General features: G+C 60.2%; 28 protein-coding genes. 10 read left to right on the forward strand and 18 right to left on the reverse strand.

Annotated elements, in window-relative coordinates; all coding sequences use genetic code 11:
* Positions 1-62 precede the first annotated feature (62 nt).
* From AMK00_RS32525 to AMK00_RS32980, 3 genes are read right to left on the reverse strand one after another with little or no spacing between them, the layout of a single operon-like run.
* Positions 63-233: a hypothetical protein gene (locus AMK00_RS32525; RefSeq protein WP_167377191.1), complete on the reverse strand. Its 171-nt coding sequence runs from the start codon at positions 231-233 to the stop codon at positions 63-65.
* A 2-nt stretch (positions 234-235) separates the two neighbouring features.
* A complete protein-coding gene (locus tag AMK00_RS10330; RefSeq protein ID WP_064810326.1) occupies positions 236-640 on the reverse strand; it encodes a hypothetical protein in 405 nt (134 codons plus the stop codon).
* Positions 637-870 (reverse strand): hypothetical protein, encoded by a 234-nt coding sequence (locus AMK00_RS32980; RefSeq protein WP_064810327.1) that lies wholly within the window; start codon positions 868-870, stop codon positions 637-639. The genes AMK00_RS10330 and AMK00_RS32980 overlap by 4 nt, the downstream gene beginning before the upstream one ends.
* Here AMK00_RS32980 and AMK00_RS31915 point away from each other — a divergent pair.
* Positions 827-943 (forward strand): hypothetical protein, encoded by a 117-nt coding sequence (locus AMK00_RS31915; protein WP_237350472.1) that lies wholly within the window; start codon positions 827-829, stop codon positions 941-943. The genes AMK00_RS32980 and AMK00_RS31915 overlap by 44 nt on opposite strands.
* 178 nt (positions 944-1,121) lie before the next feature.
* On the opposite strand, the gene AMK00_RS33695 is transcribed toward AMK00_RS31915, so the two are convergent.
* The 3 genes from AMK00_RS33695 to AMK00_RS10350 form a co-directional block, all read right to left on the reverse strand.
* Complete coding sequence (locus AMK00_RS33695) at positions 1,122-1,511, reverse strand: cysteine peptidase family C39 domain-containing protein (RefSeq protein WP_064810328.1); 390 nt, start codon at positions 1,509-1,511, stop codon at positions 1,122-1,124.
* Between the two features lie 9 nt (positions 1,512-1,520).
* On the reverse strand, positions 1,521-2,300 hold the full coding sequence (locus AMK00_RS32820; protein WP_064810329.1) for a DUF4145 domain-containing protein: 780 nt from the start codon (positions 2,298-2,300) through the stop codon (positions 1,521-1,523).
* Positions 2,301-3,287: 987 nt separating this feature from the next.
* Positions 3,288-3,899: a L,D-transpeptidase gene (locus AMK00_RS10350; protein ID WP_064810330.1), complete on the reverse strand. Its 612-nt coding sequence runs from the start codon at positions 3,897-3,899 to the stop codon at positions 3,288-3,290.
* A gap of 356 nt (positions 3,900-4,255) precedes the next feature.
* Here AMK00_RS10350 and AMK00_RS32530 point away from each other — a divergent pair, with 356 nt between their 5' ends.
* Positions 4,256-4,426: a hypothetical protein gene (locus tag AMK00_RS32530; RefSeq protein ID WP_167377192.1), complete on the forward strand. Its 171-nt coding sequence runs from the start codon at positions 4,256-4,258 to the stop codon at positions 4,424-4,426.
* A gap of 346 nt (positions 4,427-4,772) precedes the next feature.
* Positions 4,773-6,266 carry an FAD-dependent monooxygenase gene (locus tag AMK00_RS10355; protein WP_064810331.1) on the forward strand — a complete coding sequence of 498 codons (1,494 nt, stop codon included), beginning with the start codon at positions 4,773-4,775 and terminating at the stop codon, positions 6,264-6,266.
* Positions 6,267-6,285: 19 nt separating this feature from the next.
* Here the strand turns inward: AMK00_RS10355 and AMK00_RS10360 are convergent, their stop codons facing one another.
* Together AMK00_RS10360 and AMK00_RS10365 are read right to left on the reverse strand one after the other, a co-directional pair.
* Complete coding sequence (locus tag AMK00_RS10360; protein ID WP_064810332.1) at positions 6,286-7,017, reverse strand: hypothetical protein; 732 nt, start codon at positions 7,015-7,017, stop codon at positions 6,286-6,288.
* A gap of 116 nt (positions 7,018-7,133) precedes the next feature.
* Positions 7,134-8,588 (reverse strand): winged helix-turn-helix domain-containing protein, encoded by a 1,455-nt coding sequence (locus tag AMK00_RS10365; protein ID WP_335720566.1) that lies wholly within the window; start codon positions 8,586-8,588, stop codon positions 7,134-7,136.
* A gap of 226 nt (positions 8,589-8,814) precedes the next feature.
* Between AMK00_RS10365 and AMK00_RS10370 the strand changes: the two genes are divergently transcribed.
* Both AMK00_RS10370 and AMK00_RS10375 read left to right on the forward strand, forming a co-directional pair.
* Positions 8,815-9,273: a cupin domain-containing protein gene (locus AMK00_RS10370; RefSeq protein ID WP_064810334.1), complete on the forward strand. Its 459-nt coding sequence runs from the start codon at positions 8,815-8,817 to the stop codon at positions 9,271-9,273.
* 173 nt (positions 9,274-9,446) lie between these two features.
* On the forward strand, positions 9,447-10,853 hold the full coding sequence (locus AMK00_RS10375; protein WP_064810335.1) for an adenylate/guanylate cyclase domain-containing protein: 1,407 nt from the start codon (positions 9,447-9,449) through the stop codon (positions 10,851-10,853).
* 250 nt (positions 10,854-11,103) lie between these two features.
* On the opposite strand, the gene AMK00_RS10380 is transcribed toward AMK00_RS10375, so the two are convergent.
* Together AMK00_RS10380 and AMK00_RS10385 are read right to left on the reverse strand one after the other, a co-directional pair.
* Positions 11,104-12,894, reverse strand: coding sequence for an ABC transporter ATP-binding protein (locus AMK00_RS10380; RefSeq protein ID WP_064802445.1), 1,791 nt, complete (start codon positions 12,892-12,894; stop codon positions 11,104-11,106).
* Between the two features lie 394 nt (positions 12,895-13,288).
* Positions 13,289-14,152 (reverse strand): ornithine carbamoyltransferase, encoded by an 864-nt coding sequence (locus AMK00_RS10385; RefSeq protein WP_064810336.1) that lies wholly within the window; start codon positions 14,150-14,152, stop codon positions 13,289-13,291.
* 573 nt (positions 14,153-14,725) lie between these two features.
* Between AMK00_RS10385 and AMK00_RS10390 the strand changes: the two genes are divergently transcribed.
* Positions 14,726-15,007: a DUF982 domain-containing protein gene (locus AMK00_RS10390; RefSeq protein ID WP_064802447.1), complete on the forward strand. Its 282-nt coding sequence runs from the start codon at positions 14,726-14,728 to the stop codon at positions 15,005-15,007.
* Between the two features lie 168 nt (positions 15,008-15,175).
* Here the strand turns inward: AMK00_RS10390 and AMK00_RS10395 are convergent, their stop codons facing one another.
* Entirely contained in the window at positions 15,176-16,003 is an 828-nt protein-coding gene (locus AMK00_RS10395; protein ID WP_064810337.1) for a nickel-binding protein, read from the reverse strand.
* 413 nt (positions 16,004-16,416) lie between these two features.
* Here AMK00_RS10395 and AMK00_RS10400 point away from each other — a divergent pair, with 413 nt between their 5' ends.
* From AMK00_RS10400 to AMK00_RS10405, 3 genes are all read left to right on the forward strand, one after another.
* On the forward strand, positions 16,417-16,674 hold the full coding sequence (locus tag AMK00_RS10400; protein WP_011425300.1) for a DUF982 domain-containing protein: 258 nt from the start codon (positions 16,417-16,419) through the stop codon (positions 16,672-16,674).
* A 120-nt stretch (positions 16,675-16,794) separates the two neighbouring features.
* On the forward strand, positions 16,795-16,965 hold the full coding sequence (locus AMK00_RS31920; protein WP_164517744.1) for a hypothetical protein: 171 nt from the start codon (positions 16,795-16,797) through the stop codon (positions 16,963-16,965).
* Positions 16,965-17,201 (forward strand): hypothetical protein, encoded by a 237-nt coding sequence (locus AMK00_RS10405; protein WP_064810338.1) that lies wholly within the window; start codon positions 16,965-16,967, stop codon positions 17,199-17,201. Before AMK00_RS31920 ends, AMK00_RS10405 begins: the two co-directional genes overlap by 1 nt.
* A gap of 172 nt (positions 17,202-17,373) precedes the next feature.
* On the opposite strand, the gene AMK00_RS10410 is transcribed toward AMK00_RS10405, so the two are convergent.
* The 4 genes from AMK00_RS10410 to AMK00_RS10425 all read right to left on the reverse strand — a co-directional run bounded on the left by AMK00_RS10410 (position 17,374) and on the right by AMK00_RS10425 (position 20,308).
* Complete coding sequence (locus AMK00_RS10410) at positions 17,374-17,922, reverse strand: nuclear transport factor 2 family protein (RefSeq protein WP_064810339.1); 549 nt, start codon at positions 17,920-17,922, stop codon at positions 17,374-17,376.
* Between the two features lie 80 nt (positions 17,923-18,002).
* Entirely contained in the window at positions 18,003-18,806 is an 804-nt protein-coding gene (locus tag AMK00_RS10415; protein WP_064802455.1) for an SDR family oxidoreductase, read from the reverse strand.
* Between the two features lie 35 nt (positions 18,807-18,841).
* The gene (locus AMK00_RS10420) at positions 18,842-19,258 is read right to left on the reverse strand and encodes a GlcG/HbpS family heme-binding protein (protein ID WP_064810340.1); all 417 of its coding nucleotides are present in this window, start codon (positions 19,256-19,258) and stop codon (positions 18,842-18,844) included.
* A gap of 162 nt (positions 19,259-19,420) precedes the next feature.
* On the reverse strand, positions 19,421-20,308 hold the full coding sequence (locus AMK00_RS10425) for an AraC family transcriptional regulator (protein WP_064810341.1): 888 nt from the start codon (positions 20,306-20,308) through the stop codon (positions 19,421-19,423).
* Positions 20,309-20,581: 273 nt separating this feature from the next.
* On the opposite strand from AMK00_RS10425, the gene AMK00_RS32535 reads away from it, so the two are divergent.
* Positions 20,582-20,746: a hypothetical protein gene (locus tag AMK00_RS32535; protein ID WP_167377193.1), complete on the forward strand. Its 165-nt coding sequence runs from the start codon at positions 20,582-20,584 to the stop codon at positions 20,744-20,746.
* A 29-nt stretch (positions 20,747-20,775) separates the two neighbouring features.
* Here AMK00_RS32535 and AMK00_RS10435 read toward each other — a convergent pair whose 3' ends face one another.
* Genes AMK00_RS10435 through AMK00_RS10445 form a run of 3 tightly spaced genes read right to left on the reverse strand, consistent with a single transcriptional unit; the run spans position 20,776 to position 23,153 of the window.
* Complete coding sequence (locus AMK00_RS10435; RefSeq protein WP_064802462.1) at positions 20,776-21,165, reverse strand: RidA family protein; 390 nt, start codon at positions 21,163-21,165, stop codon at positions 20,776-20,778.
* On the reverse strand, positions 21,166-21,747 hold the full coding sequence (locus AMK00_RS10440; RefSeq protein ID WP_064802464.1) for an NAD(P)H-dependent oxidoreductase: 582 nt from the start codon (positions 21,745-21,747) through the stop codon (positions 21,166-21,168).
* On the reverse strand, positions 21,747-23,153 hold the full coding sequence (locus AMK00_RS10445) for an FAD-binding oxidoreductase (protein WP_064810342.1): 1,407 nt from the start codon (positions 23,151-23,153) through the stop codon (positions 21,747-21,749). Before AMK00_RS10445 ends, AMK00_RS10440 begins: the two co-directional genes overlap by 1 nt.
* Between the last annotated feature and the right edge of the window lies 1 nt (position 23,154).

The raw sequence follows: 23,154 nt of genomic DNA on the forward strand, positions 1-23,154 counted from the left end.
ACAGTACCACCGGGAATATACCCTTTCGGATGACCAGCCGGCGCGGTGAACGCGGTTCGGCTTCACTGGAGCCTCGTGGTCGGTGCATCGGGTTCGTCGAAATGCCTAAACACGGCTGCAACGATAAGCGCGGTTTCCTCATCCGTAAGGGGCCTTTGCAGGTGCTCGGCAGCAAGCTCCCAGGCCCTTTCGATTGCGTCGGCTATTCGAGGAGGTAAATCGATGACCGTCATGTCTAGGTCGATCCTGCCGTGGTGTGTTTAACCGGTCGTTCGCCTTTCGAAGCCAGTTGCCAGCAGGCTGGATCGCTGCCGGGTCCCGTGCCCTCTGCGACAGTCTTCAGGGCAACCCAAAGGCTTCCGGAATGCGTTACGGTATCGCCTTTAAAGTAGCGGGTCGCGCGTTGATAATTCCCCAGATATCTAATTCCATTTTCCTCAATTGCTTCGACCCGGGCAGCGAGCGTCTTCAGCTTCGCGGCTGTAGCGGCGGTCGTGGCAGCGATGAGCGCGTGAACCATGCGCCTGCTTAATGGTCGTTGGAGCTGCTCTTCGGTGAAGTTGGAGTCGAGCCCGGTTCGGATCTCCTCGGTGCGCGCCGCGATAATGGCGAGTTGCTCGTCCGCGTCCTTGTCGGTCATTGCCCCGCGCTCCCGAAAATTTCCTCGATCTCCGCGCGGGGTAGGCTGCGGCGTTCATCTAGGACTGTGGCAAGGGTCTCGATCTCCTCGCGGTGACTATGCACGAAATTCTCGGCGAGGACCAAAAGCGCGCGGCGCATCTCGTCGGGCGGATCGGACCATGGCGGCCGCAACAATCGGGACAACATCGCTCTGGCATGCAAGCGCTGCAACGAGGAGCGCGGCACCATGGATTGGCTCGTATATACGAGCTATCGCCGCCGAGAGCTCTGCGAGTTCATAAGCGGATGCAAGGATTTCTAATCGGCCCGCCCTGACCGATAAGCGGTCAGCCGTTGTCGCCGCATGATGCGGCTGACCGCTTCCTAATACCAATGGCCGGCGCGATCACCACCTGCGACAACACCAGCAGCGCGCCGGCTGGTTTTCTTTGTCACCATAGCAACCAGCCCGTCGGACTCATCAGCCGGCGGGCTTGCCGCTATTGGGCTACTCGGAGAGGCAGGAAGGAGACCAGCTTTCTTCGCGACCTTTTGCGCTGCGTAGGAGAGTCTTTCATGGGGTCGTAAACCAGGCCGTCAAAAGCATCGTACAAAACCCAGTGCCACTTGTCGCCTACGCGACTGACCGCAACCAATGCAACACCTTCAATGCCGTCCCATTTGGATACTCGTTTGGGCCGTCCGCGGCATTCGATCCCGAGTGCCTTCATGCCGCGCTTCATGTCAGACCATTGGGTTCGTGCGTCGTTAGGTTGTGAGTCTCCAAATAGAGCTATCGTAGCGTCGCTCAATTTTACATTCGCAACCATGGCCAAACACGCGATACCGCAGCCCGTGGGTGTCGATTGGCGAATATGGGTAAAGCGCATATGACTATTCTATTCCTTATCTGCAGCGTCTCTATCTTCGATCGCCTTTAGCTTATCTGGCGGTATGAGCGCATAGACCTCGTCGACATGCTTTGGCTCAGAGATCATTTTCTCAACAATCAAGTTGAACAATTTGAATAGACTTTCCGCCGTTTTGGGGTCGTCCCTTAAATCAATCGTGCCTGGGTGAACGGCTTCGTTTCCGAACACTCGAAGCGCGTCAATCGCTTTCTGAATGCGGGGATCAAGGCCCTTCTTCACCAATGAAGCTATGTCGGCATTGATGTTCTTGCCTGGCAAACCCAAGTGCTGGCAAAGCTTTTGAATTGCCAGTCTTAGAAGCGCCGCTGCACCCTTAGCAGATTTTGAAACAATTGCCGCCGCTTCTTCATAGTCGGCCAGAATGTGCGCCGGAGTATCTGGGTTTACTGAACAAACTGCGGTGGGCTCTGGATAAACCATTGTGGCCGATCGCCAAATGGCGATCTCTTGGCAATTAAAGCATTTTGTAACCCAGACATTGTGAAGGGTCCAATCAGCAGTAAAGCTGCTTCCAGATAGAACGGGTTTCTGCGTGATCATCTTCTCACATAGAGCGACCGTTTTTTCACGCTGCTTCTGATCGGGAATGGATTTCGCTTCATCAAGAACGGAGCCATCCATTAAGGCTGGTAGTTTGCCATTTCTCATCATCTCGGCGTAGAGACTGAACCAGTGCTGGTGGGCATATGTTCCGCAGTGGGGGCAATTAAACGCGGTCTTGGTGATCGACGGAATAACTTGGTTCATTTATCCACCATGAGACAGGAGACAGATCGCGACCACATTCGAGGAACTCGGTTATGTGTGCATTTTAAGAAAGATCTTGTGTTACGGGTGGCGCCGATAGCCGATTGGCGTTCTGTCGTGTAAACAATCTCAGGAGAGGAGCGACCGAAGCCGCTCCTCAAACATGTGGTATCGTCTACTTTCGCGGACCTTTTGTCTCATCTTGGCGGAGAACCGATCCGGCCAGTGTTCTCACCTCGGCCTTAGTCGGGGTCTTCCCGCCAAGAACCTTGCCGGCAATCGACGATGCTTTATTTCCAGTCTGTGCCTTAGCCATTTGCTAAGTCCTGATCGGCCACTTGATTGAAAAGCCTTCGGGAGCTATCACGAGATTGCTAGGTCTGCGTTGCGGCTCACGGCTTGCTTGATGGCGGGCCTCAAAACCGCAAAGCAAACACACGAAGGCACCTTGAGAGATCAAGGTGCCTTTTTAAATCAAGTACTTTGCTGGCGAGGTCAATTGCAATGGCGGGCTTTAAACGCTAGATACGCCATAATTCCACAGGATTCACACTAATGGCCGAAACTGTTTTTTCGGTTTTCCACAGCGAAGGTTAGCGGGGATAACCGGTGATGGGGCTTGACGGAAGCCTCTCAATCAGCCGCTTCAGCCGCAACGTTTGTGCCTCATAAGCAGGCACCGCCTTGCGAACATGTGTCTCAGAGTAGCCGAACTTCCCTGACAAGAGGCGGAGCGCCTCCTTATATTTCGCACCCTCTTCCCGAAGCAGATGAAATTGCTCGCCTATTTTCCAGTGACGCGTCTGCGCCTGGCGGCGCCCGCGCGCGCTTAGGCGGCCTGAATTCGGCTGCTAGGCGCTGTACGACGCGATCGGCTTTGCCCTTCCGCAGCAACTCAACTATAGCACGCCACAGTCCGAACGGCTCGCTCTGAAACATTGCCCTCGGCCGCGAGGAACCTCCAGGGCTGCGACGCACCCGATCCGGTCACCGCTGGACGATCACGCGCGTCCCCGGCTGGACCATGTCGTAAAGCTCCTCGACATCCTCGCGGTACATGCGGAAGCATCCGCTTGATGCATTGGTCCCGATGGAGGAGGGATCGTTGGTGCCGTGGATGCGGAGAAGTCCGTCGGCAAGGTAGATCGCGCGGGTTCCAAGCGGGTTTGCGGGCCCGGGCTTCACGACTGCCGGGAGCCTGGGGTTCTTCTGGCGCATGCTGGCTGTTGGCCGCCATTCGGGATGCAGTCGTTTCGACACGACACGCGTCGTCCCATACCATTGTTTGCCTTCCCGGCCGACGGCGATGGGGTAGGCAAACTGCTCACCCTCTGATGTCGTGTAGATAAGCGTGTGGTCACGCGTGGCAATGACGATGGTTCCTCTTCCAACGCGCGTCGATGGCTCCCGACGTTCTGGAAAGGGTTCCGGGTAGGCAGGCTCTGGCTCGTAGTCAGGAGGAGGGGGATAGGGGCTGTAAGGGTCATCATATCCAAAGCCGTCGTATTCATCGTATCCATCATACGGCGCGTAAACTTGGGCTTGGGCATGCACCACTGTCAGAAACAGGGCCGCAGCAAGGAGAACCAGCAATCTCATTCTTGGCATCCGCTTGTTATACAATCATGATTGGGCCGAATTCTATGGCGGCACTATGGCGGGGTAGGCAGCGATTTGACGGTGATCTTTCGTCGCTCCGAGAAGCCGACCAGCCAGAAGCAAATGTGCGCTTGCCTGCCGGTGGCATGGCGACGTAGATGCTCAATAAGCGACTGGTTCAAACCTCGCAGAATCTCGGTTCGATGCAGTTCCGCCCCAACGCGCGAGCGTCACACCCGGACACGGCATCCAAATGGGCTTCGTGCAGACGCCGACAGGCGGTCCGAGACTTTCCTTCACGGAACCAAAAGCGCCCGCATCGACTTTGACCCCTGAGTTACCTTGGAGGTTCCCTGATGGACAGGACACCGAAAACGGCCATTCGCGGAATGTTGTCCTACGTGATCGCTCTTCTCGTCCTCGGCATTCTGGCGGGCGCCGTTTACACGCTCTACGGCCATCCCGCCGATCCGTCCGAGCAACCAGCGGCTGAGTCCATTCCGCAAAAGGCGACAGCTCCGCAGTGAGAGGCGTCACAACGCTATTGAATCGGTCGCCCTTTGAGAACAAATGATGAAAGGGAAAGCGTCCTGCCAGATCCGGCGCCCACCCGGTCCGGTCGTGCTGAAACACCCGCGCTCCACCGCGAGGCAGCCCGCAAGCGGCAACCAACTAGGGCTTTGGAAAGCAAGGCAGAAATTCTGTCGCAAGTCCTTCCCACCAGTAGAGAGCTTATATTTATGGGGGGAACAACCTGCGACAGGGGAAATCGGACCCGCGCAGGCATTGCGAAATAGGGGAGAGGCAGCGGGGCCGGGACGGCCCGCTCTGCCGGATTTTGCGCTCTGATAGGGTGAACAAAGGAGCTCGCGGATGAGAGACCATGCGGTCGTGATATCGGGAGGAGGGCCGACGGGCCTGATGCTGGCGGCCGAATTGGCCCTGGCGGGCGTCGATGTCGCCATCGTCGAGCGGCGCGAGAATCAGGAGATCGTCGGTTCACGTGCTGGTGGTTTGAGCTCGCGCACGCTCGAAGTTTTCGACCAGCGCGGCATCGTCGATCGGTTCCTGGCGGAGGGGCAGATCGCCCAGGTCACCGGATTTGCGGTCACGCGGTTTGACATCAGCGATTTCCCGACGCGGCACAACTATGGGCTGGCGCTGCGGCAGAAGTATATCGAGCGCATCCTCGCCGGCTGGGTCGGCGAGCTGCCGGTGACGATCTATCGCGGCCGCGAATTGATCGGATTCGGGCAGGATGAGACCGGCGTCACCCTCGAACTCTCCAATGGGTCGTCGCTGCGCGCGGGCTATCTCGTCGGCTGCGATGGCGGCCGCAGCCTGGTTCGCAAGATCACCGGCATCGCCTTTCCGGGATGGGATGCGACCACCAGCAATATTCTCGCCGAGGCCGAGATGGAGGAGGAGCCGCCGCTCGGTGTCCACCGCACGGCGCTCGGCCTGCATGCCTTCGGCCGCGAGGAATATGAGATCCGCGACGGCAAGGTGGTCTTCGCCAGCGAAGGTCCGATCAACGTCATGGTCACGGAACAGACGGCCGGCGGCGCAGGCGAGCCGACGCTTGACGATCTCAAGCAAGCGCTCATCGCCGCCTGCGGAACCGATTACGGAATCCACGGCCTGAAGTGGATTTCGCGGTTCACCGACGTGTCGCGGCAGGCGGAGGTCTACCGCAAGGGCAGGGTGCTGCTGGCGGGTGACGCCGCGCATGTGCATTCCCCGGTGGGCGGGCAGGGCCTCAATACCGGTGTGCAGGATGCCGTCAATCTCGGCTGGAAGCTCGCCCAGGTGGTGAAGGGCATATCGCCTGCGGCCCTGCTCGACACCTATCACGCCGAGCGTCATCCGGTCGCCGCCCGCGTGCTGCGCACGACGATGGCGCAGGTCGCGTTGCAACGGACCGATGATCGCACCGAAGCCCTGCGCAACATCGTGTTGGAGCTGCTTGGCCTGGAGGAGGCGCGCAAGACGATCGCCGCCGAGATGTCCGGGCTCGGCATCCGTTATGATTTCGGCGAGGGGCACCCGCTGCTCGGCCGCCGCATGCCTGATCTCGACCTGGTCACGCCGGACGGCCCCTTGCGTGTCTTTACGCTGCTGAAAGATGCGAGACCGGTGTTGTTGAACCTCGGGTCGTGCGGCAGCCTCGACACCGGCCTATGGTCAGGCCGGGTGCCTCTGGTCGATGCGCGCTATGACGGGCCATGGGAACTGCCGGCGCTGGGGGCGGTTGCGGCCCCGATCGCGGTGCTGATCCGGCCAGACGGATATGTGACATGGGTGGGCGAGGGATCCCGGAATGGCCTCGACGCAGCGATGAGCACCTGGTTCGGGCCGCCTCGCTAATAGAGGAAAAGCCGCAGCTCTAAGCGGCCAGCGAAATCGGCGCGCCGTCTGGCATTGGCTCCGGCATCGGTTTGCCGCGGCGCTCCCAGGTGCGGCGGCTGATGCCGAAGGCCTCCCAGGGGCGGGCTGCGCTGAGGGAAATGTCGAGATAGTCGGCCCTGGTAACGGCGCCGGCGGCCCGCCGCTGCTCTTCCTTTCGGCTTCGGTCGCGCTGGCGCCGCTTTGCCTTCTGCAGTTTTGCTCTTTTCGCCTTCGGCACGTCGAAGGCGCCAATGGTGCGAATGTCGAGCGCGCTGCGTTCCGCATAGCTCAGATGCAGGGCGTGACCGAGCGCATCGGCGGTGAGGGGAGAAAAGCGCAGTTTCGTCCGCTCATAGATGATTTCTTCGATCGCGGCTTTCCGAGCCCAGGGCAGCCATCGCGCCGCCCAGCCGAGAACCACGTCGACAAATCCTTCTCCGAACTCGACAAAGGCGAGGCCGGCGATCACCTCGACATAGATCAAGGCGTCATCCGCCTCGGGCACGATCGCGCCATGACGATGCCGGATCAATTTCTCGATCTCGCGCATCCGGCCGCGGAAGTGATTCCAGCGGCCGCCTCGCATGCGGCGCTGCACGGCCTTGTAACCGAGGAGGCAGTCGCCGATTTTGACCGCGGTAACGTCCCGCGCAAGACCCTCCGCACGCCCGGCCTCGTCAGCCCGATCTGCCGAGCTCGCCCCTTCATCCGCGCCGACGAGACGATCCATCGTTTCTCCTTTGCGACCAGGCCCGAGAGGCCGAAACGTGTTAATGTAGCGGAAGTGGGGGCGGTGAAGCTCGCGTTTTCTGCATTGTTCCCTGGATTTCTGCAGCGGAGCGTCCGCTATCCGGGCAGCCCCGCAATATCGAGCGCGGCGCCGAGAGAGGCCGCCAGAGCCGGGTCGCAGTCGACGCCGGAAAATTGCATGTTGTAGCGAAACGCAGGCTGCAGCTCCAGAACGCGAGCCGCAGCACTTCTGGCGTCGGTGAGACGTCCGAGTTTTGCGAGCGAGGCCGCCAGGAGCATGTGCGAAATGCTATGGCGCGGATTGTGTTGAACCGCCCTGTAAGCCGCTTTGACGGCCTCGTCATCATGTCCCAGGTGAAAGTGACCAAGCACCAGCGCATGGAAAGCCGACCACGCCCAGGGGTCGAACGGGCTGAGACGCAGAGCCCGCTCGCCCCATTCGATAGCGCGCTCGGCCTTTCCAGCCCAACCGAACATCACGCCGCCGACGATATAGGTGATCGCCGAAGACGGGCTGACGGCGAGCGCCGCCTCGGCCGCGGCGAAGGCGGCATCACGGTCATGTTCGTCCATGCCGATAGAAAAGGCTGCAAATGTCAGGGCAAGCGCATCGTCCTGGCCGTAGAGAATGGCTGCCCGCGCATGCCGGACCGATGCCAGACGATGGTCTTCAAGCAAGCCGGCGCGCAGGAAGAGGCAATGATGGCACATGGCTGCGAAGGCATGGGCCAGCGCATAGCCGGGTTCGAGTGCAAGCGCGCGCTCAACCAGCGCCAATGCCGTTGCTGCCTCGGTCGGCATGCCGCAATAGACGTCGGGCTGGGCCTGTAACACGAGGTCGTAGGCGTCGAGATTATCGGGCCGCTTGCGCTTGACGCGCTCCAGTTCCGCCCGGCGCAGGCGCGGCTCGATGGCGCTGACGACGTTGAGGGCGATTTCGTCCTGCAGATCAAAAATGTCGGCGAGCGGGCGGTCGAAACGTTCCGTCCACAGCAGGCTTCCGGTTTCGGCCTCGATCATCTGCGCCGACAACCGCACACGACCGCCGGACCTGCGCACGCTGCCTTGCAAGAGATAGCGTGCACCGAGCTCCTGGCCGATCTGTTTCAGGCCGAGCGTTTGAGCATCGTAGGTGAAGCTCGATTTTGGGGCGACCACGAACAGCCAGTTCACCCGGGAAAGCCCCGCCGCGATGTCTTCGACGACGCCGTCCGCGAAATATTCATCTTCCCCGTCGCCATTCGAATTCGAGAAGCGGAGCACGGCGACGGACGGTCTGGATGGACGAGCAGACACCGGTGCTGTCGGATGCGCCGCGCCGGCGGGCAGACTTTCGCTGGTGACCGCCGGCCCGATATAGCGGTAGCCCCGCCGCGGCAAGGTTTCGATCCAGTCCGATCCTCCGTCCGCCGAAAGAGCCCGGCGTATGGCGGCCATTTGAACCGTAAGATTGCTGTCCTCGATGGCGAGGCCCGGCCATGCGGCTTCAATCAGCGCCCCCTTGCCGACCGGCGTTCCCGCCCGTTCCAGAAGCACCCCCAATAGCGCCACGGCGCGTCGCCCCAGCCCCAGCGGCTCTGCTCGGCAAAACAGGATCTCGGCGCCTGCGTCGAGGCAAAACGAACCGAACTTGTGGATCGCAGCCATAGCCGGAGGAAATATCATTCGCAGAAATTTTGCAACAATTTCGCAAGCCTTTTGCGACTCCGAGGCGGGAAGGCGGCATCGTTGAAACGGCTGAAAAGGCCGAATGTTGCGAAAAATGGAGGAGAGTGAAATGAGCGCGAAAGCCGTTGTTCGAATGCCGGGTGAGGGCAAGGAACTGAGCCTGGCCGGCAAGCCCTTGCGGTTCCTCGTGGCTGGGGAAGACACCCGGCATACCTCGATGTTCGACTGGACATTGCCGCCGGGCTTTTTCACCGGACGCCATGTTCACCGCGTCCAGGAAGAAACCTTCTTTGTGCTTGAAGGCGAATGCGAATGGGAAGTCGGCGGCCGAAAGATCACGGCGACGCCCGGCACCTATGTCTTCATCCCGCCGGGCGTGCCCCACAACATCGGCAATGCCAGCGGCAAGACGGCAAGGATGATCATGACGGTCTCGCCGCCCGGACACGAACACTATTTCGAGGAGCTCGCAAAGCTTGTCGCGCAAAGCAGCCCGCCGGATGCGGCCGCGATCGCGGAACTGCGGGAGCGGTATGACACGACACAGATCTCGAACCTGCAGAAATAGGACGTGATCGGCGGTTCCCAGCTGCCGGCGGCTGGTCTTGCCGGCAGAGATGGCCGGCCAGCAGATCGCGAGCGAGCGGCATCCCGGTCCCTTTGATTTCTATTGGCAACGTCCCGTGTTATGATCACGGGACTGGCCTTATCGGCCGTGTTGTCAGTACAGAGACTTGTCCGATGAGCGAAGTGGACGTGCTTTTTGCCAGCCTGCGACAGGCGGCTGACCCGCAGACGGTCGAGTGCATCGAAAATGTCGTCAAGCACGGCGCCGATCGTGATCTCAATCGCGTCAATGCGCTCGCCTTCGCCGCCAAGCACCATCTCGATGAAGAGAAAACCATCGCCGCCTTTCTGCATGCAGCCCGCATCGGCGCCTTCGAGATGACCTGGAACGTGCTTTGCCCAGGATGCGGCGGCGTCCTCGATAGCGGCGCAACCCTCAAAGGGGTCAACCAGGATACCTATCATTGCGCCCTCTGTGCGGCCGGATACGAACCGACCCTCGACGAGATGGTCGAGGTCACCTTCACGGTCAGTCCGCGCGTGCGCAGGATTGCCGCCCACGAGCCCGACCGGCTGCCGCCGCTCGAATATTACCGCCAGATTTTCTTCAGCTCCGGCGTCGACCTGCCGGAGGATCTGGAAGCCAGGTTCGACCGCATCCTGTTGGAACTGATCGAGCTGGCGCCGGGTGAGAAGGCCTTCGTGTCGCTGCAGTTGCCGGCGCAATTCGTCATCATCTTCGATGCGGTGACCCATTCGGCGCAGTTCATCGATGTGCGGGGAGAACCCATCGACGAGCGCCAGAACCTCTCGATGGTCATCAGCCGCGGGCATGCGCTGAACGAAACCGTGACGTTGCGTCCCGGCTTGCTGCGGCTCACGCTCGAGAACCACACCGATCGCCGGGTGGTGCCGAATGTCTGCATCGCCGGCGATGAGCTGCACGATCTCCTCGGCCGCAGGCGGCCATTTCTGACGGCCAAGCGCCTGCTGACGAACCAGAGCTTCCGCGACATCTACCGGACCGATACGCTCGACGTCGACCAGCGCCTGAAGATCACCAGCCTGACGTTCCTCTTCACCGATCTCAGGGGCTCGACCGCGCTCTATGAGCGCGTCGGCGATCTTGCCGCTTTCGATCTGGTGCGGGCGCATTTCCGCGTTCTTCACGAGATCGTCGCCACCGAGGCCGGCGCGGTCGTCAAGACGATCGGCGATGCCGTGATGGCGACCTTTCCGAGCCCGGACCGGGCGGTGGCGGCGGCGCTCAGGATGCGCGAGGCAATGCGCCGGCTGAATACCGAACACGGCAGCGAAGACCTCCTGCTGAAGATCGGCATCCATGAGGGACCGTGCCTTGCCGTCAACTTGAACGACAGGCAGGACTATTTCGGCCAGACGGTCAATATCGCCTCCCGCGTCCAGGGCCTTGCCGACCCGAATGTGATCATGACGACCGAGGCGATCGTCGAAGATACCAATGTCTCTGAGATCCTGCGCGACAGCGGCGTCACATCGGCCTCACGAATGGCGGAGCTTCAGGGCATCGGCAGGGAGGTCAGGATCTTCGCCCTGTCGTGAGCGTCATCCGCTGACCGCATATGCAGAAGAAGAGACGCCAGGGTACCAGCTGGCTGCTGAAAGACCACTGCAAAACCCGCAACGTCATCCTCGGCCTTGTGCCGAGGATCTGCGTCGGCCAAATTAAGTGTCTGAAAATAAATGTCTTCCTGTCAAACAATCGCCGTGGTTAGATGCCCGGCACAAGGCCGAGCATGACGGAGGAGACTTTGTCAACGAACCGCGCCAGAGCATCAGCCCTGGCGCTCCTTTACGCCACCAGCCCCTTGGTCAATTCCAGCGCCTGGCGCTCGAACAGCCGGCGATAGATGCCACCATTGAGCCGGATCAGTGCCTGGTGGTCGCCTTCTTCGACGATCTTGCCCTTGTCGAACACCAGCAGCCGGTCGAGCGCCCGCACCGTGGACAGCCGATGGGCGATCACAAGAGTGGTGCGGCCGTCCATCAGCCGTTCCATCGCCTGCTGGATCTGCACCTCGCTTTCGCTGTCGAGGCTCGACGTCGCCTCGTCGAGGATCAGGATCGGGGCATCGGCCAGGAAGGCGCGGGCGATGGCGACACGCTGCCGCTCGCCGCCAGACAACTTGACGCCGCGTTCGCCGACCATCGTCTCATAGCCCTTCGGAAGGTCCATGATGAAGCTGTGCGCATTGGCCTGTTTCGCCGCCTGCTCGATCTCGCGCCGCGAGGCGTTAGGCCTGGAATAGGCGATATTTTCCGCGAGCGTCCGGTGGAACAGGATCGGCTCCTGCTGCACGATGGCGAGTTGGCCGCGCAGGCTCGATTGCCTGACCTCGGCGATGTCCTGCCCGTCGATGCGGATGGCGCCCGAGTTCACATCATAGAGGCGCTGGATGAGCTTGACGAAAGTGGTCTTGCCCGAGCCAGAATGTCCAACCAGCCCCACACGCTCGCCCGGCCTGATGGTGACCGAAAAGTCCTCGTAAAGCGGGTCGGGATGAGCTCCATACTGGAAGGTGACGCTATCGAAGACGATCTCGCCCGCGCCGATCGCAATCGGCTTGGCGTGCGGCTTGTCCTCGATGCCGAGCGGCATCCTGTCGAGCAGCACCAGCTCCTCCATGTCGTTGACGGCACGCTGCAGATTGCGGATGTCCTGGCCGACATTGCGCAGATAGCCTTGCAGAACGAAGAACATGGCGAGCACGAAGGTGATGTCGCCCGGGCTCGCCAGCCCCTGCCGCCACATGATCAGGCCCGTTCCCAGAATGCCGGCCTGCATGGATACCATCATGAAGCCCTGGATCGTGCCGCTCAAGGTGCCGCGCTTCCATGTTCTGCGCGTGCGGCTGTCCCATTTGCCCAGCACATGGCGCAAGCGGGCTTCTTCGCGGCTTTCGGCGCCGAAAGCCTTGACCACCGAATTGCAGCTGATCGCATCCGCCAGCGCGCCGCCGAGCCTGGTGTCCCAGGCATTGGCAAGCCTTGCCGCCGGCGATACGAAGCCCATGGAAAGCGCCACGGTGACGCCGATATAGACCAGCGATCCGAGAGCCACGATCAGGCCCATGACCGGCCAGTAGCTGCCGAGCACGATACTGGCGCCGACCAGCATGACGATGGACGGCAGCAGCGCGACAAGCAGCAGATCATTGAGCGAGTCGAGCGCCCACATGCCGCGGGTGATCTTGCGCACCGTCGAACCGGCGAAGCTGTTGGCGTGCCAGTCGGTCGAGAACCGCTGCACCTTGTGGAAACCGTTATTGACCACATCCGCCATGATGCGCAGCGTCAGCCGGATGATGCCGTTGAAGATGAACCAGCGCAGTGCCACGCTGATAAAGCCGAGAACGACGACGACGACAAAGGCGCTGAGCGCGCCGTCAGCCGCATTGCCGCCGGCAATGGCGTCGACGATCCGGCCGGAAAACACCGGCACCATGACTTCGGCCAGCGTGCTCGAAATTACCAGCACGATGATGATGCCGACCAATGCAGGCCGGTGGGTCCAATGATGAAAAACAAAGCCGAGCACGTGACGATAGGCATCGGCGCGGAAATCGAGCTTCTTGCGAGTCATTTTAACCAGTCCGGCTCGTATCTGAAACCGGTCCTCAAAATCGAGAGTTGAAAGGCGCAGCCCGCGCGGAAGACGAAATAATGCCGTCAGATCAATCGGGCTGAAGAAAGAGAAAACCGCATGTCGCGCGCGCTTAAGGCGGGGCGCGAATGGATATGACCTAGCGTCGGGACATACCACACGGGAAGACTTCGATGATTGCTGGTGTCATTCAACGCCTCCCTTTGGTTCGATCTGAGCGGTAGCGTTTTGTAGCGAAGCAATTGCGCATTGCCAAGAGGGAATTTGCAACCCTACGGAAAGTGATGCGGAAACGACACAATTTACGGATTGGGAAAGCTCGTGCGCGCCGAGGGTCGCGGGCCGGATCATGTCGAGGCGCAACGCCCGATCGTCAAGAGGTCGCCCACTCCATGAGTGCGTTCTGGGCATGCAGCAGGAATGCTTTTGCGGGACGGCTTTGGCACGCAGGGTGCAACATCGCATCGGCCGTTACTTCCTGTCCCCTTGCGACTGGCGGGCAGGGCAAAAAGATCAGGTCGCGCCGCCCTTTGTCGAGGAGTGTTGCCGTTACCTGGTACTCGACCAGCTCATTTTCCCTCGCGTCTTTCGGCCACGAGTCCGTGATGATGACATCCGCGTCAAGGGCATGCCTGATATCCCGGCTGATTTCGAAATTCGGGTTCAGGAGATTGGCATCGGCCACGTGCCAGGGCTCCGGATAGACTTGGACGACTCGGATGGGCATGGATTTCGATGCCTCCACCCAGGAACGAAGAATGTTGGCATCCGGCGCGATCCCGACCACCTTGAGGCCTTCCAGTGATCCCCTGACGCTCTTGATATAGGCGAGATCGCCGAGCGTTTCACACGGATGATTTAGCTTTGTCCGGGCATTGATGACGGGCGCATCCATGACCGCCGCGAGCTCTTGCAAGGTAGCAAGTTCCTTCGTCCTGACGACGAGAAGATCGAACCAGTTATCGAGATAGCCCGCAAGGTCCGCTGTGGCCTCGCGGGTGTTGAAGCTGATCGGCGGTTGCACGCAGCCGCCGCCCATGGCCTTGACGCCGAGATCGAAGGCCGCGGTGTTGCGCCATCCTGTGTCGTCGACGATAACACCAACTCGCTTGCCCAGCAGCGACTGTGGCATGGTGCGGTCCGCCCAATGCTTCGCAAGCTGGCCGGCTCTGTCGATAATTGCAGTGACGGTGTCCAGCGGCAATGAGTGGAACTCGAGGAAGTCTCTGTTCGGCATGGAACTCACGGTGTTTCCAATGTTTCTCTTGGCGATCGAGCGCTCGGCAATGGTTGTTTCCCGGCTCCTGATGCGCCAAACCGCCCATTGACGGAACGGATCTTTCAATAGCTGCACGAGCGAGCATTGCCGGGTCTGAATCCGCCCGCACAGGCCGGGTTCCTCGAAGTATCCAGCTGATATTGATAATCCTCCCGGTCCTGCCTTGCTGGCGAGGTGCAGGAAGCCGTGAGCGTGGACAAGCCGATTACCGCGCTGGTCGCGAACAAGGGGAGGAATCGGGTCATCTGCGCTTCTCCTGAGGTTGGTCTCGGCAATCTATCATGCCGGCACAAACAGATGCGAGAACCAGTGAGATCAATCACGCTCATCTGATGGGAAATGGCTTCGATGATCAAGGGACCGCTCTTCGCTCCATGGGAAAATTCGCGGATAATCTGGCCGGACTATTCTGCGGTTATGGAAGTAAATCCGCCGTGTCGTAAAGCGAGTGATTCCCGATTTTGTCTTGAACAAATCGCCGATTTTCAGTAATATAAATCCATAAAAAAGTAATATAAATGGGAGGTTACTATGTCGGAAGCTCGGTTCGAGCCGGTTTTTCTTCATCGTCAGCATTTCGTCGCCGAGATCACATGTCTCGACGAAATCTTCGAACTTCTGGATGAGTGGCCGCAGGACAAGCGAGGTCTGGCATATGACACACTGCTGAAGGCGTGCAGGGATACCGCCAAGGGGGCATTTCCTCTCAGCGCCGCACGCGAGAATTTCCGCCGTTTTCTGAAGATGTCGGGCATGCTCGACAGCGGCCCCAAATTCGAGGGGATGGGCGATCGAAACGTCGGCAATGCTTGAAGAGCCAAGTCTGTTCGTGACGATCTGAGCCGGCGTGCCGCCATGTCATAAGCGGCGCGTCCGGTCGCGAATCTCCAGTCATAGCCTACCGCGGCAAGCCGCGGGAAACGGCAACAGTCTCAGCGGATTTCACCGGATCTATGCGCGTCGCACCGATCGCGACGCGCTTTAGCTAAGGCCGGCACCTGCCCAATCGCAGCGGAAGACCAGCATGGGTTTCGAAAATCCCTTGATGCGCCGGCGCGTCGCGTGGGCGAAGAGGTCGCCGGCGCCATATTCCCGGAATACATTCTCCGACACGAGGATCTGGTCACTGGCTGCGGCCGCGCAGAGGCGGGCTGCGAGCTGCACGGTGGAGCCGAAGAGGTCGTTGCTGTCCTCGACCGGCTCGCCGCAATCGAGCCCAATGCGAACATGGATCGGCTCGGCCTTGCTTCCGTTGTAATGCTGGAATTCCTGCTGGATAGCCATGGCGCATTCGACGGCCGCGGTCGTCGCCGCGAAGGCCGCCATGATGCCGTCGCCGGTGTGCTTCACCTCGCGGCCGGAATTTTTGCCGAGGCACCGGCGTACGATCGCGTCATGAGCCCTGACCAGCTCCGTCCCCATGCGGTCGCCGAGGCGCGCCGTCATCTCGGTCGAGCCGACAATATCGGTAAAGAGGATCGCCCGGTGGCCGGCATCCATCTGCGGCGTGGATTGGCCTGGCGCCGGATCGGGGTCATTGATGCGACCGAGAAAAGCCTCGACGGCCGACAGTGCCACCTCGACGACCTCATTGGCGACGAAACCGTGCGCCTCGCGATGGACGCAGTGGACGGTTTCGACATCGGGCGCATCCACCAGGCAGAAGGCCGTCCCGCGCCGCTCGTCGAACCAATACGTCAGAAACTTGACGCCGTATCGATCCTGAATGTCGATATCCATGCGATGCGCCTGCGCAACCTCGGCGGCTGACGTTCCTTCGAGGTAGTGCCGGTCCATGAAGATAGGCATCGCGCGTCCTCCCAGATCCGCCGCGTGCAGGAGGTGGCATTGTACGATCTGGAAGCATTCCCGTCCACCTTCGGGACAATCAAAGGCTGATTGTCGCAAGGCGTTGCTTCCGGAAAGACAACCCGTTGCTGCAGATCCGATAGAATATGCATGGATACTGGCGGTTTTAATGAGTAGGCGTGGTGGGTTCTGTCTGATATTTACCATAATCGATCGTTTAATGCTGATAGCCAGATTTCCGGAACCCCCTCGAGAAGCTTCAGACGTTTCCCGTTTCAAGCGTCGCCTGCCGGATCCCGCGTGAGAGACATGTCTGTCACGGTGATGGTGCAAAGGATCGAAGGCCGCTGCCAACGGCATGCTAATTGCATATTATCGGTTAGCTCGCTGAAATTAGGAAAAGCTGTAGCAAAGTGAGACAGACGGCAAATTTTCGACCGGTCGGCCTGGCCTCCATGGGGCTCGGCCATTATGCCGTTATTAACTCAGTGTGGGATGCCGCGCGCACGCTGCTTCGTGACTGGCCGGTGGATGACGGCGAAGAATATTTCGAAGCGGTCAAAGCCTGCCTGGATGCGATTACCGGCGATCTCCCGCCGGATCATGTGCGCGCCGTCTTCATCAGGGCTGCGCAGGAGGCGGGCATCGCTGTCATAGAAGCTGCCGACTGACCAGCGACCGCATCCTAGCTCCCCGTTTCTCCTCCTGTTTCCACGACAAGCTCGTCGTCGCGCTTGACTTCTTTGGGTGAAGGTCTAAATTAGAACAAAACAGGAACATTGGAGATGGTCATGACACATACGGAACAGGTGATCGCCAACGCCCTAGCCCTTGTCGAAGCCTCTCGGGCGGCCCGCGAGCGGGATCAGCAGCGCCGCGCCGCCTGGCAGAAAAAGGTGGAACTCAGCCGACCGCTGCCGCCTCTGCCGCGCCCGGTCCAATTGCCGCTGGCGTTGAACTGATGCAGCCGGCAAAGACATCCAAGCCCGATGAGCCGCGGCCAGATCCGGCTTGCTCTGATCCTGCATGGGAAGTGGAAGCCGTGCTTGCCTGGCATGACGACGACGCCAAGGCGGCGATCCGCTCGCTGCTCGACGACTGCAGACATCTGCGCCGGCAACTGGCGCTGGCGGAAAGCGTAATGAGCCGCGGAATGGCCCGCGGCTGGACGCCGCGATACGAACGCGACTCCCTTTGAAACATGCCTGCGGCGACCTCTGTTGCCATCAGCACGATCATGGCCATCAAGACGGTTATTCGACAGCAGGCCGAGGCCGACGATCGACCAGATAGGCCTCCAGCGCTGAGGCCTTACCGAAGACGACATAGCCATCCGAACACACGAGCACGCCAGTCGCCGGGCTCCACATCTAGTCGACCGGCGTCACACGGGTCCAAAAGGCGTTGAACGCGATCGAATCGAAGAGGGCCGAGGCACGGACGATACGGCCGTCGCGCATGTCGAGAAACCACGCATAGGTGTTTGCGTAGGGCTCTCCGTCGCGGGCGATGCCGCGGGCGTCGAAAAAGACGATCACGGTGTCGCCGTCGGCATATACGTTGCGGATCGCCGGCTTCAGCGGTGCCTTCATTCGAGCATTAAACGGGCGGATCACCTCACGCAGGAATGCCTCGCGGCTGGGGTAGGTCTTCGAGGCCAGCGAATAGCCCTCGATTGTCCAGCGGGCGTCGTCGGCGAGGAGATCATAAGGACTGCCTGTTCCGGCCGCCCAGGCTTCGAAGCCAGCCTCGACGGCTGCCTTGTTGCGGCGTTCGGTTTCGGTGAGAGACTGCGCTGCGGCGCGGGCTTCGAGCCCGCCCAGAGCAAGGATGGTGGTGGCGATGCCGAGGATTGCATTGAAGACGCGCATCGTCAGGGATTGCGGCCGACAGATGGCTGCCGTTGCGGTGTGGGACATGGTTATCTCCAGAGGGTCGAGTGAGTGGGGCGACACCCGCTGGCCGGGTGCCGCTTGCGGGCTCGCCGCCAGAAATCTGCTTAGATCTGGTTTTCCCAAGCTCTCAGCTGATGCTCCTTCAGCATGTCCTCGATAACCTTCGGAACGACATTGCGGAACCTGCCGGTGTCGGCCGGAACGACTTCGATCATCCGGTCGATCATTTCCTTCGGATCCATCTTGCCTTCGGGCGTCGCGAAGAAATCGTCGAAGCCCTTTCGCAGATCTGCGCGCTTGGTGAAGTTCTTGCTGTCATCCAGCCAGCGGAACGGATTGTCCGCCATCGTCTCATTGTAGCCGGTGTAATAGGCGCCCGGATTGATCGTCTGGACCTTGATGCCATAACGGGCGAGCTCCTGCTGCAGCGCCTCGGCGATCGATTCCAACGCGTGCTTGGTGGAGACATAGGTGCCCCAGTTGGCCGGGGTGAAGAGGCCGCCCATCGAGGAGGTGAAGACCACCTTGCCCTTCTTGCCTTCGCGCACCCATCTCTGGACGACGCCCTGAGTCAGCACCAGCGGCAGAAAGACGTTGACTTCGTAGTTCTTGCGAACAAGTTCGATCGGGATTTCCCAAACCGGGCCGGCTTCGCCCATACCGGCATTGTTCCAAAGAACGTCGATATCCCATCCCTGCGCCTGCTTGATGTCGTAGGAATCGGTGAGGTCGAGTCGCTCGACACGGATGTTCTTCAGGCCGAGGGCGGCGACCTCCTCACGCAGCGGCGTTACCTGCGAGGAAACCTGCGTGGTTGCGATGATGCTGTGGCCGTTCTTGGCCATGCCGATGGCGGCACCCTTGCCGAAGCCGGAGCCTGCGCCGGTGATCAAAATGGTCTTGGTCATGAGACATTCCTTTCGATGGTTCGGGTTGGTCGAAATCAAGTGTCGGCGCAGCGTCGCGCGGCGGCTGCAGCCGCTGCCTGCGCTATTTCGAGATCCTGTGGAACCGCTCCGCCGGAGACGCCAACGGCGCCGATCACCGTGCCGTCGCGGGCAAAAAGCGAGATGCCGCCGGCAAACGGAGCGAGGCCGCCGTTGGATAGTTCGAGGGCATGGGCGGGAGCCCCGGGCTTGCAATATTCCCAGACGGCCTCGCTTGTGGTTTGAAACAATACGGCCGTGCGGGCTTTGCCCATAGCGAGGTCGATCGAGCCGAGCACTGCGCCATCCATTCGGCTGAACGCCTTGAGATGCGCTCCGGCGTCCAGGACCGCGATATTGACCGGCACACCGATCTCGTTAGCCCGCGCCTCACCTGCGGCGATGATCCTGCGAGCTTCGGCAATGGTAATCATCTCCTGTCTCCTCTTTTCAGCTCGGGGCTAACTCGACGAGACAGGTGTATAGGCGGAACCGGTATTGCGGTATTTTCAGCTCTTGCTGCGCTATGCGCAAATCTTGCGCTCCGGCGTGCCGGCATGCACGAATGGCGAATTATCTCCGGCAGGCGGAACCCGCTAACCGGTGACGAGCGCGCGATATTGGCCGGGCGTCAAGCCGGTCGTCTTGCGGAAGACCCGGGTGAAATTCGCCTGCGAGCCGAAGCCGGTATCGAGCGCGATCTCCACGAGCGAGGACCGTGCGAGCCGGAGCTTTTCCTTGGCCGCTTCGATCCGTCGCTCGGTGACGTAACGATGCGGCGTCAGGCCGGTAGCCCTGCGAAACATGCGGGCAAAATGAAAGGGGCTGAGGCAAGCCTCCGCAGCAAGGTCATCCAGCGAGATTTCGGCTGCGATGCGGGCTTCAATGAAATCGAAGACGCGTTGCAGCCTTTTGGGGTCGACAGTCGGCGCCCGTGCGGCAGGTTGCCAGCGAACAGACGAATAGGTGCTGAGCAGGTGCGCCGCCAGCGCCGTCTGAATGCCGTCCAGATAGAGGCGATCAGTCGGTTCAAGGCTTCTGTTCAACAAACCTCGAAAGAGTTGACCGAACTGCAGCACCATGGGATCGGGGACGCCTCCCGCATAGGCGAGCTGCACCTTGGCCGGATCGATGTCGAAGTTTGAAAGTGCGCTCTCACCGACGAGCGACGGCGGGAGAAAGATGTGGAGGGACTCGGGCATGGTACCCATGATTTCCACGGCACTCTCATGGACACCCGCCGGACAAACCCAAGCGACACCGGGGCGGGCAATCGCCTCCCGCCTGTGGCCGTCACCCGTCCACCTGATCTTCGACTGCCCCGAGAGCAGGACAGCTATTTCCGTGCATTCGAGTGTAAGGTCGACCTGCCAGCCGGGATCGAAATGTCTGAGCTCGACCTGTAGCGATGAGCAATCAACAAGCCCACCCACTCGCTCGCTGGTCCGATACTTTCTGTCACCTTGCGATTCCACGAAAGACATGTCGCATCCATGCCGCCAATGAAACAAATTCGCATTGTTCAGTCCGGGTAGGCAGATTGCCGCCGTCACGCTGTGAAATCCGCACTCAACGTTGATTTATCGAATGAATGCGTAAAGGAGGATTGCTGTCGGAGCACAAGTATTCGATCAGTATTTTTGGCTAAATTGCAGAGGAGCGCAAGACCTTGGCGCAATCGATATGGCGCCTCATTTTGCGGTTTCCGCCGCCAGAGTGTCAGGCGTTCCGGTTGGATGTTCGTTCGCCTTTTTTCGATGGCCGACCGCATCGATGCCGCACGCGAAAGCGTCGGACGCTCTTCGAAAGCTTGGAGGAACACGATCTCAATGAATTGGTACGCGCTGATGCGCAAATTAGCAGATGAGATCAGCGGCAAGATAAGCGTCAGCGCCCGTAAGCCGCAGGAGGATGGCGACTGACAGGTGGGGGGTCGAGAAAGCGCCTTGTCTCAAAATACTTTTGCGGCCGTAACTTCGACTTCCACAAGGAATTCCGGGCGGGTAAAACCGGCGACGACGATTAGCGTCGAGGTCGGCTTCGGCTCGAGCGTGTATCGATCCCGGACCTCCATATAGTCGGCGAAGTGCTCGCGCTTCGTCACAAAACCCGAGATGCGGATAACGTCGGCAAAACTCATCTCCGCCTCGCCAAGAATCGCCTTGATCGCCTCGAAGCAAAGTTCTGCCTGCGCGCCGACATCCTCCGTCACCTCCTCCTCGAGGCTAATGCCAAGTTGCCCGGAGGTTACGAGCAACGAGGCGCCCGGTGGGACCAGCAAACCGTGATTGTAATTTCCGAAGGGGCGGCGAACGGAGGAGGGATTGAAGATCCTCTTCATCTAGAACCGCTCCATCGCCGTCTTCACCTTTTCCAGAAACCTCGCCCGTGTCTGCGGTGTGCAATTGTTCATGTCATAATGCGCAAGAAAGGTCACCGATCTTAGCGGGTTGATCTGCGCTCTCAGCACACGTTTGACAATCTTCTTCGGCGGATTGCCGGCGGCGAAGGCGCGAAACGGCGTGGCGCCGTATGTCAGAACGGCGGCGAGCTTTCTGATATGGCGCAGCCGCGATTCGACCTTTCCATCGACGAGATCGAAGGAAACACCGGGAAGCCAGACGCGGTCGAAATAGCCCTTCAGGATCGCCGGGAACCCGAAATTCCAGATCGGCGTCACCAGCACTAGGCCCTCGGCCCGCTTCAGCCGCTCGACATAGGATTTCACCAGATCAGAATTGGCGGGATAGTCGTGATAGCTGAGCCGGTCGCTGCGGGAGAGCACGGGGTCGAATTTCTCGGCATAGAGATCGCAGGCATCCACCGCATGGCCGGCTTTCTCAAGGCTTTCCAGCGTCTGTTTGTAAAGCGCCTTGCCGTAGCTTTCCTCGACCGGGTGCGAATGAAGGACGAGAACGTTCATCAGGCCTCCATGACGCTCGCAAGTCCCGGAAACAGATAGTTCTTACCGGCATTGAAATCGAAACTAGGATTCTCCCAGGCAATCATCTTGCCGGGGTTCAGCAGCCCGCGGGGATCGGTCTCGTGCTTGAAGGCGAGCTGCACCTTGTCGGTGCGCTTCATGCCGCCTTCCTCCAGCGTGTAGCGGTGCGGATTGAAGATCGGGCAGCCGTGATCCTGGTGGATCTTGATGATCTCCTCGAGCCGCGCCTCTGTGGTGTAGCGTACCAGCGGCAGGCCGGAGCACTGGATCTGCCCGTCGAACTTGATGAATTCGAGATGCCCCGGCACTTCATCACCGAAGATCTCCACCATTTTGGCGACCTTGGCCACATGATCCGGCCCCGGATACTGCACTTGCAGATAGGTGAAGTCGGGGTCGACCTTGAGAGCACGCAGCGTCGTGTGGTTCCAGGCAAGCTCATAGGCATGCGGAATGCCTTTCATGCTTTCGACCCTGTCGGAGCGGAAGATGACCTCGCCCTTGTGAGCGGCGGCAAAGGCGAGGAACGCATCCATGGAATGCGGCGCGATCATCAGCACCACCACGGACTGGCCCTTGCTGATATAGGATTTATGCCGGGTGAAATAGTCGTGCGGTATGGGGGCGGCGATCGGTGCGATCTCCTTGACGAGGATGCCGTTGCATTTGGCGAGCGCATCGGAGAAGCGCACGGCAGCCATGAAGTCGTCATAGCCGACGAGAACGTCCACCCAATCATAGGCGGGCGCCAGCGGCATTTCGATCTCGGTAATGATGCCGTTGGTGCCATAGGCATGGCTGACCTTCTGCAGGTCCCAGCCGGTGAGATCGAGCACGCGTGGCTCAGCCTCCATGGTGACGACGCGCAGGCGCAGGATATTGCCGAGGTCGCGCAGGCCGCCCCAGGTGATCGAGCCGACACCGCCGGAGCCGCCGGCAATGAAGCCGCCGACGGTTGCCATCTGCGCCGTGGACGGGTGGAACCGCAGCTCCTGGCCGGAATGGGCCTTGGTCTGCTTGTCGAGCTGGGCGATGATGATGCCAGGCTCGCAGATCACGCGGCCGGGATGGATTTCCTTGATCTTGTCCATGGCCGCCAGATTCAGCACGATGCCGCCGGAAAGCGGCATCGCCTGGCCGTAATTGCCGGTGCCGCCGCCGCGGGGCGTGACCGGCACGCCATGCGCGAAGGCAACCTTCAGCGTCCGGATGACCTCTTCTTGGTTTTTTGGCGTGACGACGAGATCGGCCGTCACGTTGTCGAGCTGCGCCTTCAGTATCGGTGAATACCAATAGAAATCACGGCTCTTCTGGCGCACCAGCGCCGGATTGTCTTCGATGGCGATGCCTTCGAGTTCTTTCTTGATCGACTGATAATCCGGCATG

Source organism: Rhizobium sp. N621, from assembly GCF_001664325.1.
Taxonomy (GTDB): Bacteria; Pseudomonadota; Alphaproteobacteria; order Rhizobiales; family Rhizobiaceae; genus Rhizobium; species Rhizobium esperanzae.